16 protein-coding genes and 1 pseudogene are annotated in these 15964 nt (G+C 69.8%); 6 read left to right on the top strand and 11 right to left on the bottom strand.

Annotated elements, in window-relative coordinates:
- Window positions 1–2 precede the first annotated feature (2 nt).
- From ACFYRH_RS25200 to ACFYRH_RS25185, 4 genes are all read right to left on the bottom strand, one after another.
- Window positions 3–869 (bottom strand): carbohydrate ABC transporter permease, encoded by an 867-nt coding sequence (locus ACFYRH_RS25200; RefSeq protein ID WP_387779954.1) that lies wholly within the window; start codon window positions 867–869, stop codon window positions 3–5.
- A complete protein-coding gene (locus tag ACFYRH_RS25195; RefSeq protein WP_387779951.1) occupies window positions 866–1792 on the bottom strand; it encodes a carbohydrate ABC transporter permease in 927 nt (308 codons plus the stop codon). Before ACFYRH_RS25195 ends, ACFYRH_RS25200 begins: the two co-directional genes overlap by 4 nt.
- 20 nt (window positions 1793–1812) lie before the next feature.
- On the bottom strand, window positions 1813–3150 hold the full coding sequence (locus ACFYRH_RS25190; RefSeq protein WP_387779948.1) for an ABC transporter substrate-binding protein: 1338 nt from the start codon (window positions 3148–3150) through the stop codon (window positions 1813–1815).
- Window positions 3151–3316: 166 nt separating this feature from the next.
- On the bottom strand, window positions 3317–3895 hold the full coding sequence (locus ACFYRH_RS25185; protein ID WP_387779945.1) for a TetR family transcriptional regulator: 579 nt from the start codon (window positions 3893–3895) through the stop codon (window positions 3317–3319).
- Window positions 3896–3943: 48 nt separating this feature from the next.
- On the opposite strand from ACFYRH_RS25185, the gene ACFYRH_RS25180 reads away from it, so the two are divergent.
- On the top strand, window positions 3944–4771 hold the full coding sequence (locus ACFYRH_RS25180; protein WP_387779942.1) for a class I SAM-dependent methyltransferase: 828 nt from the start codon (window positions 3944–3946) through the stop codon (window positions 4769–4771).
- Between the two features lie 132 nt (window positions 4772–4903).
- Here ACFYRH_RS25180 and ACFYRH_RS25175 read toward each other — a convergent pair whose 3' ends face one another.
- The 4 genes and pseudogenes from ACFYRH_RS25175 to ACFYRH_RS25160 all read right to left on the bottom strand — a co-directional run bounded on the left by ACFYRH_RS25175 (window position 4904) and on the right by ACFYRH_RS25160 (window position 8787).
- A complete protein-coding gene (locus tag ACFYRH_RS25175) occupies window positions 4904–5479 on the bottom strand; it encodes a hypothetical protein (RefSeq protein ID WP_387779939.1) in 576 nt (191 codons plus the stop codon).
- A gap of 9 nt (window positions 5480–5488) precedes the next feature.
- Window positions 5489–6700 carry an ABC transporter permease gene (locus tag ACFYRH_RS25170; protein ID WP_387779936.1) on the bottom strand — a complete coding sequence of 404 codons (1212 nt, stop codon included), beginning with the start codon at window positions 6698–6700 and terminating at the stop codon, window positions 5489–5491.
- Between the two features lie 247 nt (window positions 6701–6947).
- Window positions 6948–7286, bottom strand: a pseudogene (locus ACFYRH_RS25165) (ABC transporter ATP-binding protein); the annotation flags it as partial.
- Between the two features lie 112 nt (window positions 7287–7398).
- Entirely contained in the window at window positions 7399–8787 is a 1389-nt protein-coding gene (locus ACFYRH_RS25160) for an efflux RND transporter periplasmic adaptor subunit (RefSeq protein ID WP_387779934.1), read from the bottom strand.
- Between the two features lie 257 nt (window positions 8788–9044).
- On the opposite strand from ACFYRH_RS25160, the gene ACFYRH_RS25155 reads away from it, so the two are divergent.
- The 4 genes from ACFYRH_RS25155 (at window position 9045) to ACFYRH_RS25140 (ending at window position 11813) form a co-directional block, all read left to right on the top strand.
- Complete coding sequence (locus ACFYRH_RS25155; protein WP_130448290.1) at window positions 9045–9416, top strand: RNA polymerase-binding protein RbpA; 372 nt, start codon at window positions 9045–9047, stop codon at window positions 9414–9416.
- A 93-nt stretch (window positions 9417–9509) separates the two neighbouring features.
- Window positions 9510–10100: a TetR/AcrR family transcriptional regulator gene (locus tag ACFYRH_RS25150; protein ID WP_387779932.1), complete on the top strand. Its 591-nt coding sequence runs from the start codon at window positions 9510–9512 to the stop codon at window positions 10098–10100.
- On the top strand, window positions 10097–11245 hold the full coding sequence (locus ACFYRH_RS25145; protein ID WP_387779930.1) for a GDSL-type esterase/lipase family protein: 1149 nt from the start codon (window positions 10097–10099) through the stop codon (window positions 11243–11245). The genes ACFYRH_RS25150 and ACFYRH_RS25145 overlap by 4 nt, the downstream gene beginning before the upstream one ends.
- Before the next feature lie 76 nt (window positions 11246–11321).
- Complete coding sequence (locus tag ACFYRH_RS25140) at window positions 11322–11813, top strand: DUF6328 family protein (RefSeq protein ID WP_387779927.1); 492 nt, start codon at window positions 11322–11324, stop codon at window positions 11811–11813.
- 22 nt (window positions 11814–11835) lie between these two features.
- Here the strand turns inward: ACFYRH_RS25140 and ACFYRH_RS25135 are convergent, their stop codons facing one another.
- Entirely contained in the window at window positions 11836–11979 is a 144-nt protein-coding gene (locus ACFYRH_RS25135; RefSeq protein ID WP_387779924.1) for a GPGG-motif small membrane protein, read from the bottom strand.
- Between the two features lie 168 nt (window positions 11980–12147).
- Between ACFYRH_RS25135 and ACFYRH_RS25130 the strand changes: the two genes are divergently transcribed.
- Entirely contained in the window at window positions 12148–12630 is a 483-nt protein-coding gene (locus ACFYRH_RS25130; protein WP_387779921.1) for an SRPBCC domain-containing protein, read from the top strand.
- Here ACFYRH_RS25130 and ACFYRH_RS25125 read toward each other — a convergent pair.
- Together ACFYRH_RS25125 and ACFYRH_RS25120 are read right to left on the bottom strand one after the other, a co-directional pair.
- Window positions 12592–14943, bottom strand: a complete 2352-nt coding sequence (locus ACFYRH_RS25125; RefSeq protein WP_387779918.1) for an FUSC family protein — start codon at window positions 14941–14943, stop codon at window positions 12592–12594. The two genes, ACFYRH_RS25130 and ACFYRH_RS25125, sit on opposite strands and share 39 nt — an antisense overlap.
- A gap of 99 nt (window positions 14944–15042) precedes the next feature.
- The gene (locus tag ACFYRH_RS25120) at window positions 15043–15936 is read right to left on the bottom strand and encodes an MBL fold metallo-hydrolase (protein ID WP_387779915.1); all 894 of its coding nucleotides are present in this window, start codon (window positions 15934–15936) and stop codon (window positions 15043–15045) included.
- Window positions 15937–15964: the final 28 nt, after the last annotated feature.

Here is a 15964-nt window from a genome sequence, read left to right as displayed (position 1 = left end):
TCTCACCCCTTGAGTGCGCCGGAGGTCAGGCCCCGGGCGAACGAACGTTGGAAGAAGAGGAACACCAGCACCGACGGGAGCAGCGCGAGCAGCGAGGCGGCCAGGACGACGCCGGGTGTGACCGCCTGGTCGATCCGCAGCGTCCGCAGCGCCAGCGGCAGCGTGTACGACTTCGAGTTCTGGGCCACGAGTAGCGGCAGTAAGTACTGGTCCCAGATCATCGTGAACCCGAACACCCCGATCACCCCGAGCGCCGGCTTGCACAGCGGCAGGACGATCTGCGCGAAGATCCGGAACTCGCCGGCGCCGTCGATCCGGGCCGCCTCCTCGAGCTCTCGCGGGACGTCCTTCATGAACTCGGTCATCACCAGGATCGAGAACGCCCACGCGCCGAGCGGCACGATCATCCCGGCGAGTGTCCCCATCAGGTCCAGGTGCAGCAACGGCAGATCGGCCAGCACCAGGGTCAGCGGCAGCGCGAGGATCTCCTCGGGCAGCATCATCGTGGCCAGGATCGCAACCATCACCAGGGTCATCAGCGGGAACACCTTGCGGGCCAGCGCGTACCCGGCCAGCACCGACACGGCGACCTGGAGCAGCAGGCCGAACCCGACCACGAAGAACGAGTTCAGCAGATACCGCAGGACGCCGTGGTCGAACGCGATCCGGAAGTTGCCGAGCGTCGGCCGGTTCGGCAGCACGCTCAACTGGGTCGGGTCCGACACGTGGCTGAAGGAGCCGACCAGCAGGGCCAGCAACGGCCCGGCGAAGACGACGAACAGCCCGGTGTAGACGACGAACTTCGCCAGCCGGGCGCCGACCCCTTTGCTCTCGGTCAGCCCCAGCGCGGTCTCGGTGGCGGCACTCATGCGGCCCTCCTTCGGCGCAGCAACTGGACGCACACCGTCAGCACGAGCGTCGCGGCGAACAACAGCACCGCACCGGCCGAGCCGACGCCGAGCCGGCTCTGCTCGAGCCCCAGCTTGTAGATGAGCGTCATGACGACCTCGGTCGAGCCGTTCGGCCCGCCGTTGGTCAGTAGGAACACCTCGGTGAAAGTCCGGAACCCGCGGACCGCGGCGAGCACGAACAGGATCGCGAACACCGGCCGCAGACCCGGCAGCGTGACGTGCAGGATCCGCTTCCAGGTCGAGGCCCCGTCCACCGTCGCGGCCTCGTACAGCCCGCGGTCGATCCCGGCCAGCCCGGCGAGGAAGATCATCATGTCGTACGGCGCCCCGCGCCAGATGCCCGTCACCGCGATCGAGGCGAGCGACGTGTGCGGGTCGTTGATGAACCCCGACGGACCGAGCCCGATCAGCCCGATCACCTGGTTCATCAGACCGTCACTCGTCGGGTGATACATGATCCGCCACAGCTCGGCCGTCACGGCCAGCGGCACGACGACCGGGAGGAACGCGGCGGACCGGATGACCGTCAGCTTGCGGGTCTGTCCCTCGACGAGCAGCGCCAGCCCGAACCCCAGAACCATCGAGCCGAACGTCTGCCCGACCGCGAGCACGATCGTGTTCCACGCCGCCGAGCGGAAGCCGTCCGACGACAGGATCTCGGCGTAGTTCGCGCTGCCGACCCAGGTGTTGCCGAGGTACGGGCGCACCTCCTGGACCGACATCGAGACGGCCTGCGCCATCGGGATGAACTTGAAGTAGAGGAACAGGATCAGCGCGGGCGCCAGGAACAGCCACGGCACCCACCACTGACCGGCCCGCTGCCGGCGCCGGTACGCCGGTCGCCGGGCGGTCGCCGGCGCGAGCTGCGCCGGCGCCGTCAACGGTTCTGCTTCGCGGACACTCACGACGCGCCGATGCCCTGCTGACCGAGCGCTTCGCCGAGCTTCGAGTCGAGCTTCTGCAGTTCCGCGTTCAGGTCCAGGCCGCAGTCCGCGATCAGGGCGTTCACGGTGTCCGCGGAGCTCTGCCGTACCACGGTCCAGTTCGGGATCGAGGGGGCATAGCGGCCGTGCTCGCGGTACATGTCGGCGTACAGCTTCCAGCGGGGGTCGGGGCGAACCGTGCTGATGTCGACGTTCTTGTTGACGGGCAGCTGGACGATGAAGGCCTTCTCACCCTCCATGCCGATCTTCTGGCCCTCGGCGGAGATGGCGTAGCCGGCGAACGCGTTCTGGCCCGCCTCGTTCTTCGAGCCGGCCATCAGGTAGACGCTGCCGCCCTCGGCGAGCACGGTCGAGTCCTTCGGGCCGGTGGGCATCGGCACGACCTCGTACTTGTCCTTGCCGAGCGAGCTGTCGAAGCGCGGCATCAGGTACGGGCCGACGACGTACATGCCGGTCTTGCCCGCCTCGAACGTCTCGTTGGTCGGCGGGGTGTCCATCGTCGCGGCGCCGGGCTGGATCACCTTCGACGTACACGCGAGGTCGCGGAACCACTTGGTGGCGGCGACCGACTCCGGCGTCGACATCGCGGGCTTGTACTTGCCGTCGGGCTGCTTGGCGATGAAGTCACCACCGGCGGCCCAGAGGAAGTTCGAGAAGTACCAGGAGGCGTAGCCGCGCTTGGTGGAGCCGGGGACCGCCAGGCCGTAGGTGTCGGCCTTGCCGTTGCCGTCCGGGTCCTGGGTGGTGAAGGCCTTCGCCAGGGCGGCCATCTGGTCCCAGGTCGCCGGGGCGGGCAGGCCGGCCTTCGCGCGCCAGTCCTTGCGGATCAGCAGCGCTGCCGCCTGCGCGGAGTACGGGACGCCGTACGTCTTGCCGTCAGCGGCGCGGGCGGCCGCGATGGCCGGCTCCAGCAGCTGGTCGCCACCCTTGATCTGGCTCAGGTCGACCTCGCGGACGATGCCCTGGCCGACCATCGTGCCGAGCTGCGACGAGTCGTTCATGACGATGTCCGGCAGGTCCTTCTGCGCGGCACGCTGGGACAGCTTGGTCTCGAAGTCGTCGAAGATCGCCGTGACCTCGACCTTCTGGCCGGTCGCCGCCTCGAAGGCCGCCGCGAGCTTCTTCATCCCCTTCTCCCCGTCACCACCGGGGGTGGTCCGCGCCCACAGCTCCAGCGGGGCGGACGAGTCCTGTGCGGTCTGACCGGCGCCGCCGGTCCCGCAGGCGGCCAGGGTCAGGACGGCTCCGAGCCCGAGGGCGAGCAGTCTGAACGGCCGGATCACGGACACACTCATGCCAGATTCCTGTCTACGAAGAGGCCAATTTGTACTTTTTGGGCCTCATTTCGTCGGAAGATAGCGCTTTCCAAGCTGAACCGTCAATGAGTCATCGGATCTCTCACCACCGGCCGACCGGCGCAGGCGGAGATCAGCCTGAGGTCAGGTGAGGGTCAGGAGAAGGTCAGGCGGGGACGACGGACGCGACGAACGACCGCACCTCGGCGACCGTCGGGCGGGTCCCGGTGCGGTCGGCGAACAGCAGGTGGGTGGACCCGATCAGGGTCAGACCCAGCGAGTGGAGATCCGCACCCGCCGGGATCCGGCCGAGCCCCTGTTCCGCCGTCAGGTACTCCAGCAGGATCCGGCCGGCATCGGTCAGGATCGGTACGCCGGTCGGCACCGCCGCGCGCAGCCGGGCCCGCAGCCCGTCGCGCGAGATCGTCAGGCTGACGATCGCCACCGCGACCGACCCGAACAGATCGGTCAGCATCGCGGTCAGGTTGTCGACGACCGTGCCGTGGCCGACCGAGTCCCGCAGTACGGCGGCCTGGTCGTCGAGGCGGCGAATGCGGTCGAGGACGAGTTCGGCGAGGAAGCCGTCGAAGTCGGTGAAGTGCTTGTGCAGAACACCTTTCGCGACACCGGCCTCCGTGGTCACGGCGCGGCTGGTGAGCGCTTCCGGCCCGTCGCGGAGCAGTACCCGCTCGGCGGCGTCGAACAGTTGCTCGCGCGCGTCCCGCATCGCCACGCCCGTCGGCATACGCACCTTCCTTGACGCGAGTGGGCAACCGCCCACTATCGTGGGCACATGCCCACTCTACCGTCACCGGACGTCTCGAAGCCGGGAGGCGCGGACCACGCACGCGCCTACTCCCGCCGCGACATGGCCGAGTCCTTCGGCACCGATCCCGCCCTCTACGACCGCGCCCGCCCCCAGTACCCCGAGGCTCTGATCGAGGCGGTCGCCGCCTCGGCGGTCGACGTCCTCGACGTGGGCTGCGGGACCGGCATCAGTTCCCGCCAGTTGCAGGCGGCCGGCTGCCGGGTGCTCGGCGTCGAGCTGGACGAGCGGATGGCGGCGTACGCGCGGACCACCGGTGTGGACGTCGAGGTCTCCCCCTTCGAGTCGTGGGATCCGGCCGGGCGCACCTTCGACCTCCTGACCGCGGGGATGGTGTGGCACTGGATCGAGCCGGCCGTCGGCGGCGCGAAGGCTGCCGAGGTCCTGCGGCCCGGTGGGCGATTCGCCGCCTTCTGGTACGTCCTGCAGCCGCCGGCCGAGCTCGGCGCTGCGTTCGCGGCGGTCCATCGTGAGGTGATCCCGGACAGCCCGGCCGCGTCCCGCGCCGCCGCTTCACCGCTCGGCGCGTACGAGCACTTCCTCGACCAGACGGCCGAGAGTCTCACTGCTACCGGTGCGTTCGCGAACGTCGAGCGGCCGACGTTCCCGTGGTCCCGCGACTACACCCGCGACGAATGGCTCGACCAGCTCAGGACGAGTGGTCTGGCGAAGCCACTCGCCGATGCCGGCAAACTCGACGCCGTCCTCGAGGGAACCGGCGCCGCGATCGACGCGGTCGGCGGGTCCTTCACGCTCGACTCCGTCGCCGTCGCCCTCACCGCGACCAGGACCTGAACGTGCGCCCGGCCGGGGCGCTGGCCGGGCGGCCGGAACGCGGCGGATCTGCAGGCCATCACAATCGGCGAATCGCACCCGCGGCACACTCCCACGGCCGGCGCGTTCGCGATGGTGATGGCCTGGGGCTCCTCAGCGCGAGGACGGGGACGCGCTCGGGTTGTTCGGGTTGCGGAAGCCGCCGCCGAAGGCGCCTTGGCGGACGGTGTTCGCGGTGATCGTGCCGTTCGCGTTCTGACCGGTGACGATCACCTGCTCCCCCGCCTTCAGGTCCGACGCGGTCCCCTTCGCGGTGATCTCGTACGTCGTGTCGCCGGTCAGCTTCACGGTGACGTTCCCGGACCGGGTCTTCACCACCAGCTCGGAGCCGTTCGCCGACACGACCGTACCGATCGTGCCACCGCCCTGACCGCCACCGGGCTGACCGGTGCCGTTCGGTCCACCGTTCTGACCGCGGAAGCCGCCGTACCCGCCGCCTCCGAACCCGCCCGCTCCGCGTCCACCGGCCTGTGGCTGGTTCGACGAGCTGTCCGAGGCGAACGCCGCGTGCAGCCCGGCACCGCCTCCGAGGCCGACGGCGAGCACGACGACACCAGCCAGGATCGCCGTCGCCAGCGGCAGGTTGAGGGTCTTCTTCGGCTTCAGTGCCGCCTGGACCTCCTCGTCGGACCCGATCTGGGCGAACTCGTCCGGCGTTTCGTTACTCATCGCAAACCCTCACTCGTGACGTAGTGCATCGATAGGACGGAGGCCGGCGGCTCGGTGCGCCGGCATGCTGCCGAAGAACAGCCCGACCGCCGCGGACACGCCGAGCGCGAGTCCGATCGACGACGGCACCACCGCAGGCGTCACGCCGGCGAGCTGGAAGCGGGTGACGATCAGCGCGGTCCCGACACCGACCGCGCCGCCGAGCAGGCTGAGCAGCGTCGCCTCGATCAGGAACTGGCCGAGGATCGTCCGCCGCCGCGCGCCGAGCGCCTTCCGGATCCCGATCTCCCGGGTGCGCTCGGTGACCGTGACGAGCATGATGTTGGTGACACCGATTCCGCCGACCACCAGGCTGATCGCGGCGACCGTCGCCAGCAGCGCGGTGAAGGTCGCGGCGGTGTCCTGGCTGGTCTGCAGGATCTGCGCCGAGTTCGTGATCCGGAACGGCGAGGTCTCGGTCGCCGGTACCTGGTGCCGGGCAGTCAGCAACTGCGTGACCTCGGCCTGCGCCGTGTCGACCCGATCCTTGTCCGCCGCCTGTACGACGATCTGGTTCAAGGCGCCGTACCCGGCCTGTGTCGCGCGGAGGGTGGTGATCGGGACGATCGCCGTCGCGTTCGGGTCGTTGAACCCGGTGCTGTCCTTGCTCGCCAGCACGCCGAGGACGGTGAAGTCGACGGCGCCGAGCTTGATCGTCTGCCCGACCGCGCTCGCCGGACGGGTGAAGAGCTCCGTCGCGGCGGTCTGTCCGAGCACGATGACCCGTTGCGAGGTGTCGACGTCCGCCTGGGTGAACGACCGGCCGATCTGCACGGGCGTGTTGGTGGCGGGCAGGTAGTCCGGGGTGGTGCCGATCACCTGGTTGACGGTGTAGCTGGTGTCGCCGTTGGTCGCCGTACCGGAGCTGGTCATCACCGGGGCGACCGAAGCCACGTCCGGGGCCAGCTTCTTGTCCGCGAGCGCGGCCGCGTCCTGGAGGGTCAGGCTGTACTGCTGGTTCGCCGGGCCTGCCTGGCCGCGGACGAAACCGCCACCGCCACCCGTCGTGGAGACCGTCAGCAGGTTCGTGCCCATCGCCTCCAGCCGGTCCTGCACCGCCTTGCCGGAGCCGTTGCCGACCGCAACCAGCACGATGACCGCGCCGACCCCGATCGACACGCCCAGGACGGTCAGCAGAGATCTGAGTTTGTTCGCCGTGAGGCCGCGGAGCGCGGCGCCCATCAGGTCGCGTGGTGAGACAGCGGGTCACCTCGTCGGAGACGATCCGGCCGTCGGACACCTGGACCAGCCGCCGGGCGCGGGCCGCGACCTCGTGCTCGTGAGTGATCACGACGATCGTCCGGCCGTTGGCGTGCAGGTCGTCGAACATGCCCAGCACCTCGTCGGTCGAGTGCGCGTCCAGGTTGCCGGTCGGCTCGTCGGCGAGCAGGATCCGTGGACCCGTCGCCAGCGCGCGGGCGATCGCCACCCGCTGCTGCTGACCGCCCGACAGCTGATTCGGCCGGTGACCGGTGCGATCCGCGAGGCCCACCAGTTCGAGTGCTCGGCTCGCGCGACGGCGGCGCTCGGCCCGGCGCAGGTGCGCGTAGGTGAGCGGCAGTTCGACGTTGGCGAGCGCGGTCGTGCGTGGGATCAGGTTGAACGACTGGAAGATGAACCCGATCTTCCGGCCGCGGACGAGGGCCTGCTGGTCCTCGGACAGTCGCGCCACGTTGCTGCCGTCGAGCCAGTACTCCCCGCGCGTCGGCACGTCGAGGCAGCCGAGGATGTTCATCAACGTCGACTTGCCGGACCCGGACGAGCCCATCACCGCGACGTACTCGCCGGCGTCGACCCGCAGCGACACGCCCTGGAGGGCATGCACCGTGGTCTCGCCGTGGCCGTAGGTCTTGGTGACGTCCCGGATCTCGATCAGGGACTCAGCGGCCACGGAAACCTCCGGCCCCCGCGCCGGCGCCCGCACCGCCGCCGATGCCGCCGCCGATGCCGCCGCCCGGGAACTGACCGCCCTGCTGCCCCTGCCGGTTCTGGCCGTTCTGGGTGCCGGTGCCGCCGATCGCGCCCTGCAGGAGCTCGATCTGGTCGCCTTCGTTCAGGCCCGAGGTGATCTGGGTGTAGCTGTCGCCCCGGACGCCGACCTTGACCTCCCGGGCGCCACTCCCGTCGGCCATCGTGACCGTGTACGTCGTACCGCTCGTGGCGATCGCCGTGCTCGGGACGTAGAGGGCGTTGGCGGCCTTCGCGGTCTGGACCGTGACGTTCGCGGTCTGGCCGATCCTGGCGTTGGCAGGGAGCTTGGCGAGGCTGAACGTCGCGGCGTACGAGACCACGCCGTTGGTGGTGGTCGGGGTCGGCGAGACGGTCGCCAGCGAGGCGGTCAGCGACGTACCGGGCTCGGCGTTCAGGGTGACGGTCGCGGACTGGCCGGCCTTGATCTTGATCGCGTCGGCCTCCGCGAAGGCAGCCACCACCTGGAGCGACTTCAGGTCGGCGATGTCGACAAAGCCGGTGCCCGACGTGGACGACGTACCTGAGCTGCTGGAGGATGAACCTTGACCTGAGGTCGAGCCTTGGCCGGTGCCGCCGCTGCTGCCTGAACCTGAACTGGACCCGCCGGCGACCGAGCCGACCGAGCCGTTGATCGCGGTGACGGTGCCGGCGATCGGCGCCTTCAGCGTGGTCGCGTCGACGGCGGCCTGGGCGGCGTCGACGTTCTGGTCGGCCTGTTCCTTGTCGGCCTTCGCCTTGGCCAGGCTCGCCTCGGCGTTGCTGACGGCAACTTCCGGACTCTGACTCTGACCTTGACCTTGAGACTGGGACTGCGACTGCTGCTGTTGACCGTTCGAGGAGGCGGGCGTCGGGGACGGTGACGCCGAGGCCTCCTCGGCCGCCTCGAGTGCGTCCTGGGCGTCGCCGAGCGTCTCCTCGGCGGCGGTCACCGAGTTCGCCGCGGCGATCTGGTTCTGGTCGGCGATCCGGAGCTGGCGCTCGGCCGCGGCCGGATCGATCTTCGCGATCGCGGCGCCCTTGGACACCACCTGGCCGACCTTCACCAGCACCTGGGTGACCGTGCCCGAGGTCTCGAACTGCGGGGACGCGGTCTGGGAGCTCTGCAGGGTGCCGCTGGAGCTCACGCTCGCGGTCACCGCACCCCGCTGCACCGCCACGGTCGGCCGGGTCGCGCTCGCGGCCGGCGGATCCTTCTTGAAGAACAGGAAGTAGGCGGTGACGGTGATCACCAGGACGATGGCTACCAGAGCCACGTTCACGAAGTTGAGGCCACGGATCTTGTGGCGGGGTAGCACCATGGGAGCAGACGGTAGGGACGGATACTGAGGAGGAGATCCTCACTTCCTGGCAACAACCTGTGAACCAGATATCGATTTGGGGCGTCGTACGTCGGGCGCCCGGCGACACACCGTGATCTGTGAACGAACCGTGACAGCAGGTCACGGCCGTGCCGTCTACGGGCTGTCAGGTGCGTACATATGGCTCGGACATGCCAAAATGGGAATGATCCGGGCCGGCCGACCGTTGGCACGGATGACGATCCCGGAGGTTTGACATGTCTAATCGCGTACTGCGTGGTTCGGGGCTGGGTGGGGTCAGCTTCGAGGATGACCGTGGTGTCGAGTTCGCGCCGCGCCAGATGATCACGTACGACTGCCCCCGCGGCCATGTGGTCGAGGTCACCATGGCGCACGACGCCGAGGTGCCCGCGGTCTGGGAATGCCCGCACTGCGGCAGCGAGGCCGCCCGGTCCACCGGTGAGAAGCCGGAGCCGAAGCAGGAGAAGCCGGCCCGTACGCACTGGGACATGCTGCGCGAGCGCCGCAGCATCTCCGAGCTGGAAGAGCTGCTGGCCGAGCGGGTCGAGTTGCTCCGCAAGGGCGAGATCGGCCCGGCGCACCTGCACCGGACCAAGCGCACGGCCTGAGCCGAACCACAGGAGCCCTCATCGCAACGGCGCGGTGAGGGTTTCTTCATGATCCGATTTGCCTAAAGGCTTTAGGTAAATTCATAATGAGGTATGGCAAGGGCGGGATTGAGCGGCGCGCGGCTGGCGCAGGCGGGAGCCGACCTGGCCGACGAGGTCGGCTTCGACCAGGTCACCGTGTCGGCGCTGGCCCGGCGGTTCGGCGTCCAGGTGGCGAGTCTCTACTCGCACGTGAAGAGCTCGCAGGACCTCAAGGCGCGGATCGCGACGGTCGCGCTCTCCGAGCTGGCCGACGCCGCCGGGGCCGCCCTGGCCGGCCGCGCCAGGCAGGACGCGCTCGCCGCCTTCGCGAACGTGTACCGCGACTACGCCCACGCGCACCCGGGGCGGTACGCCGCCGCGCGGTTCGTGCCCGCCACGCCGTCTCCGGAACACCTCGAGGCGGGCCGGCGGCACACCGAGCTGACCCGGGCCCTGCTGCGCGGGTACGACCTCGACGAACCCGCTCAGACCGACGCGATCCGGCTGCTCGGGAGCGTGTTCCACGGCTACGTCAGTCTCGAGCTGGCCGGCTCGTTCAGCCACAGCTCACCAAGCAGCCCGGACAGCACCGGCAGCTGGCACCGCATCCTCGACTCCCTCGACTCACTCCTCCGCACCTGGCCCGAGAGGCATACTCCGTGATCACCACCCCCATCACCACCGACCTGCTCCGCGGCAGCCAAGACCTCGAGAAGACCGAGCGCGGCCTCATGCCCCACCGCCTGCCGGCGTGGGCGCGGACGCAGTACGACGACAGTCAGATGTCCATGGTCGAGACCCAACCGTCCGGGATCCGGCTGGTGTTCCGCACCGCGGCGACCGTGGTCGAGCTCGACACGGTGCCGACGAAGCGCGACTACGTCGGCGCGCCGTCACGGCCGGACGGCGTGTACGACGTACTCGTCGACGGCGAGCTGGTCCGTCAGCTGACCGCACAGGGAGGTGACGTGATCAGCATCGACCTGACGACCGGTGCGAGCGAGCTGCGGGTGGGCGAGCCGGACACGCTGCGGGTCGGCGGGCTGAGCGGCGTACCGAAGACTGTCGAGATCTGGCTGCCGCACGCCGAAACGACCGAGCTAGTTGCCCTGCGCACCGATGCGCCCGTCGAGCCGGTGCCGTCGACGCGCCCGGTGTGGGTGCACCACGGCAGCTCGATCAGTCACGGCTCCAACGCGACGCATCCGACCGGCACGTGGCCGGCGCTGGCCGCTGCGCAAGCCGGGGTCGAGCTGGTGAACCTGGGATTCGGCGGCAGCGCGTACCTGCAGCCGTTCATCGCGCGCACCATCCGCGAGACGCCGGCCGATCTGATCAGCGTCAAGCTCGGGATCAACATCGTGAACGCCGACGCCATGCGCCTGCGGTCCTTCACCCCCGCCGTACACGGCTTCCTCGACAGCATCCGTGACGGCCACGCCGAGACGCCGTTGCTGGTGGTCTCCCCCATCCTCTGCCCCATCCACGAGGACACTCCCGGCCCGACCGGCTGGGACCTGTCCGCTCTGGCAGCAGGCGAGATCCGGTTCAGCGCGACCGGCGATCCCGACGACGTGCCCGCCGGCAAGTTGACCCTCTCGGTCATCCGCGCCGAACTCGCCCGCATCGTCGGCCAACGCGCCCTGTCCGACCCGAACCTGTTCTACCTCGACGGCCGCGACCTGTACGGCGAGGCCGACAACGCCACCCACCCGCTGACCGACGACCTGCACCCCGACGCCGACACCCACGAACTGATCGCGAACCGCATCACGCAGCACGCCTTCTTCCGGCGCTCAGTCCGATAGCCGGGCGCCCCGGGTGTCAGCACCTCGAGCGGCGGGCACCGCGAGGGCGGACCTGGGCTGAGGAAAGGCGTGCGGCATGATCACCGAAGCGTTGGGCTACGAGCGGAACGGGGAGGGTTCGGGGGAACGGCTCGACCGGCACTGGGCCGAACTGCTGCAGGAGTTGCGACTGGTGCAGACCGGCACGCAGATCCTGTTCGCGTTCCTGCTGGGAATCGCCTTCCAGACCCGGTTCCACCTCACCGACTCCTTCACGCATGTCGTCTACGCCTGCACGCTGGTCGCCTCGGCGCTCGCCGTCGCGTTGTTCCTCGCGCCGGTCCCCCTGCACCGGAAGCTGTACCAGCGCGGGCTGCGTGACCGCCTCATCACCATCACGGACGCGCTCGCCCGTGCCGGCTTGACGCTCCTCGTGGTGTCGGTGTGCGGCGGCATGCTGATCGCGCTGGACGTCGTACTGCGCCGGTCCCTCGCGATCGCTGTCGTCGCCGGCGTACTGATCTGGTTCGGGACGTTCTGGCTGGTGCTCCCGGCCTACGTCGGGAGCCGGCGGCGCGCCGGCTCCTGACGACGAAGAGCTACCCGTGGGGTCAGGTGAAGATGCTGACGCCGCCAGGGCCGACCAGGAGGCCGATGACGATCAGGGCCGCGCCCCACAGGATCTGGCCGCGGAACAGCGACACGATGCCGGAGATGACGAGGATCACCGCGATGATCCACAGGATGAATGCCATGTCTCTTCCCTTGTGACGGACCGGGCAGCTGCCCGGCGGACGGGTCCTTGCGGCTGCCAGGTGCCCGCGCGAACCACCGCCAAAACTCGAAGGGCCGGCCCATGATGCGACACCGGGCCGGGCTGCGCAGACATGCATCAAAAGGGCCTTGGTGGGCACCAGGAACGCATGGCGACCAGAGAACACCGGGTGCGGGCGACCGGCACGGATCGCTCGCCGCAGCTGAGGTACATCAAGACACTGGATTGTGACGCGGACCGGCTGTGGAAACTGATCACGAAACCGGAGCTTCTCAGCGAGTGGTTGGGGGCAACGATTCTCAGCGATACCCAGCACGGCGGTTTCACGGTGACGACCGGAGCCGGTACGCAGCGCACAGGGCTCGTGACGGCCTGCGTCCCATCGCATTACGTACAGCTTGCGTGGGACGATCCGCCGCATGCACCGAGCACGATCCTTGCGGACGTGGTTCCGGGCACCCGCGAGGCGCACCTGATCCTCACGCACGGCGGGCTCGCCCACGAACTCGTCACGGGCTACCGGCAGTTCTGGGAGGGTGCGCTGGAGCGACTCACGCAGTACGCCGCCGGTCGGCTGCCGCGGCGGCCACGGTCACTGTGGCAGCTCCCCGGAAGCGCCGGCGGGAGCTGAATTCTCCTTACGGTACGGCGCGTGCCGCGCTGGGCTCGGCGCTCGGGAGGGTGCGCCGCGCCGCCGGCCGCCGGGTTCACCGGTGACCGTGCGATGGGCCGCGGCCGCGAGGCCGGGTTGCAGGCGACGTACGACTTCCAGGTGATCGTTGGTCCACAAGATCCGGATGGCGGTCGGCGTCGCCTGACCGTCCACGTCGTACAGATCACGACGTACGGCCTCGACGAGGCGCGCCTTGGTCGCGTGATCGTGCTCCAGCGGCTCGGGGACGCGACCGCGACCCTCCAGCGCTCCTGCGAGATCGGAGTACCACTGCAGCAGCCGGTCCGCCGACGTGACCAGCGCTGCTTGCGCGGCAGCCCGGTCGTCGGTCGGCGCCTGCCCATCGCCGTACCGTTCCCACAGTTCGAGTACGGCGTCCGCCGCCAGCCGGATCCCGACGACGCCGGTGACGAGCGCCGTCATCTCGCTGAGCGGCACCGGCTTCGCGCCACGTTCGGCGAGATACGTACGGAACGTGTCGTCGAGTCGCCGGGCAGCGGCCGCCGCGCGACGCCCGTCCTGCGGAACCGTCGGCCCGGCCGCGCAGCAGGACACGGCGTACCCGACGACGTCGATGAGGTACCGCGCACTGTCCGCGTACGCCTCGGCCAGCGCCTTGCCGACCGCGTTCGCCGCGCCGCGTGGCCAGAACAGCAGGCCGACGAGCAGACTCACCGCGCACCCGAGCGCGATGTCCTCGATCCGGAACAGGATCAGCGACCAGCCCTCCGGCTGCGCGATGTTGAACAGGATCACCAGCGCCACCGTGAACGCCGCCTGCCCGGTCGCGAACGAGATCGCCGCCGGCACGATGCCGGCGATCAGGACCGCCACCGGGAGCAGGATCCACAGCGCCATCCGGTTCTCGCCGATCAGTGCCAGGAGCCCGGCACCGATGATCGAACCGACCACTGTCCCGCCGACCGCGCGATACGCGTTCTGACCGGTGTTCAGGGCGTTGGAACGCAGTACCGACAAGGTCCCGAGGATGACCCAGAAGCCGTGCTGGACGCCGGTCAGATTCGCGACCGCGACCGCGGCGGCGAGACCGGCCGCGCCGCGGATGCTGTTGTGCAGCCAGACCGAGTGCGGCTCGAGATGTGCCGTGGCGCGCTCGACCGCGCTGGCGACCGGCCCGCTGAGCGAACTCGGCTCGCGGCCGAGCAGGCGCTCGCCCCAGGTCCGTTGGTCCGCGGCCCGCGCGGCCTCGACGTTCTGCGCGACCAGCAGGACGGCGAACGCGATCTCCTGCGCCCGGAACGACAGGTTCAAGGTGCCGACCAGTTCGCCGATGTCGGAGTGCGATCCGGCCGGCAGCCGCGACACCGCGCTCTCCTCGAGAACGGTGACCGCGTCCCGCAGTGCCTTGGCGGCGGCGGTCAGCTCCTCGACGGGCCGCTTCGGGTTCTCCAGCAGGTCCGCGCACAGCTCCAGCACCTCGGCGGCCGCGACCTGAACCGTCGCGGATTCCACGTCACACGTCGGTCCCGGCTTGGCAGTCGGCCCCGCCTCGCCGAGGATCGCGCTCAGCCAGGTGAGTTCGTCCACCAAGCGCACGATCGACCTCGACCCGGTGGACAAGCCGGTCGGCCGGTACGGCGTCGCGGTGAACCTACGCCGCAACTCGTCGATCAGCCGCGCGGCGTGCTCCGTCCGTACGACGCACACCTCGGCCGAGTCCCGTGCCTCGGAACGCACCTGCGCGGCCGCTGCCCGGCACACCCGCGCCGCCGGTGCCCCGAGCGGATCAGCCATCGACCGCGGCCACAGCAGCCACGCGGCGAACACAGCCGCGACGCCGGCGATCGCCACCCCGGTCAGTCGATCGGGCACCGCCGATATCGGCGCCGGTGTCGCGACCGACAGGATGAACGCGAGCAAGAGCGACGTACTCGCGCCGGCGAGCACCGAGCTGACCACTCCGGAGAACAGCACAGCGAAGCCGACCACGGCGGTGGCGAGGATCGCCGACCACAGCGACTGTCCCGCGATCGTGCCCAGCGAGACCAGCGCGAGCCAGGCGAGCGCGAGCTGGACCTGCGCCCGGATCCGCTGCACCGCGGTGCCGGGGAAGTCGACCAGCAGCAGCATCGCGAAGGCGCCGAACGCCGCGAACGTCCCGATCGCCGGTGCCTGCAGGACCTCGGCACAGAACGCGAAGAGAATCGGCATCACGACCGCTGTTCGGGCCGCTCGACGGGTCGCGCCGAGACCAGGATCCCGCCGGCGCAGCCACGCGACGAGTCGGCCGCCGAGAGCCCTCACCCGCATCCCCGACCCTTCGCTCCCCGACCGCCCGACCCCGATCTGTGTCAGTGTCCTCCACTCGGCCGCTCCGGTCACGCGCCCCGGCTGATCAGATCGGGCTGATCAGTTCGGTCGTTCGGCGCACAGGCACCCGACCCCGCGCTCGATCCACTCCGGCAGCCGCCAGTCGGGGTGGCGCTCGATCATCAGCGCCCGTACCTCGGCCGCGGTGTCGTCCTCGGACAGGTTCGAGTCCCGGCGACGCCAGGTCTCGTCGCGCAGCTCTGTCAGGTAGTCGCGGACCTGCACGAGCAGACGCGCGTCACCGACCGCGCCGTGACCGGGTACGACGATCCCCGGTGCCTCCTCCGCGAGGCGCTCCATCACCGCGATCCACCGCAGGCCGGACACATCCACGTCGTACGGCGGGAACCACGGGAAAATCGCGAACTGACCGGCCTCGGCCAGATCGCCGGTGAACATCACGCCCGCGTCGGGGATCGTGATGACCTGGTCGCCCTTGCTGTGCGCGCGTCCCGTCGGCCGGAGTTCGACGGTGCGGCCGCCGAGGTCGAGCTCGTACAGGTCGTCGTACGTCAGGTCCGGGCTCGGGAGCTCCACGCCGTTCAGTTCCCGGGCGACGGGTTCGCCGAGCTGCCGGAACATCGCGAGATAACCCTCGCCCTTGCCGGCCAGGTCGTCTGCCTGCGCGGAGTTGACCAGGTACGTCGCCTGCTCGGCGAACACCTGGGCGCCGAAGGCGTGCTCGGGATGGAAATGCGTGGTGGTCAGGTAGAGGCGGCGCCCCTTCGCGTACTCGGTGGCGAACTTCAGCACCTGCTCGGCGTTGCGCGGGCCCAGCCCGGTGTCGATCACGAGCACCGAGTGGGTGCCTCCGATCAGGCCGATGTTCGGCACCAGGTCCACGTCCTGGTTCGGGATGACGACGAGGTCGCGCGCGACCTCCTGGATGTCGGTGAGGTCGACGATCGGGTCGGCGTACGGGTAGTCGGACATGGCTCCAGCTCAGCAGCCGCAGGACCGT

The sequence above is a fragment of the Kribbella sp. NPDC004875 genome (genome assembly GCF_042873375.1).
In the GTDB taxonomy this organism is placed as follows: Bacteria; Actinomycetota; Actinomycetes; order Propionibacteriales; family Kribbellaceae; genus Kribbella.
Note: the sequence above shows the minus strand (reverse complement) of the source record. Positions and strands in the feature narration are given on the sequence as shown.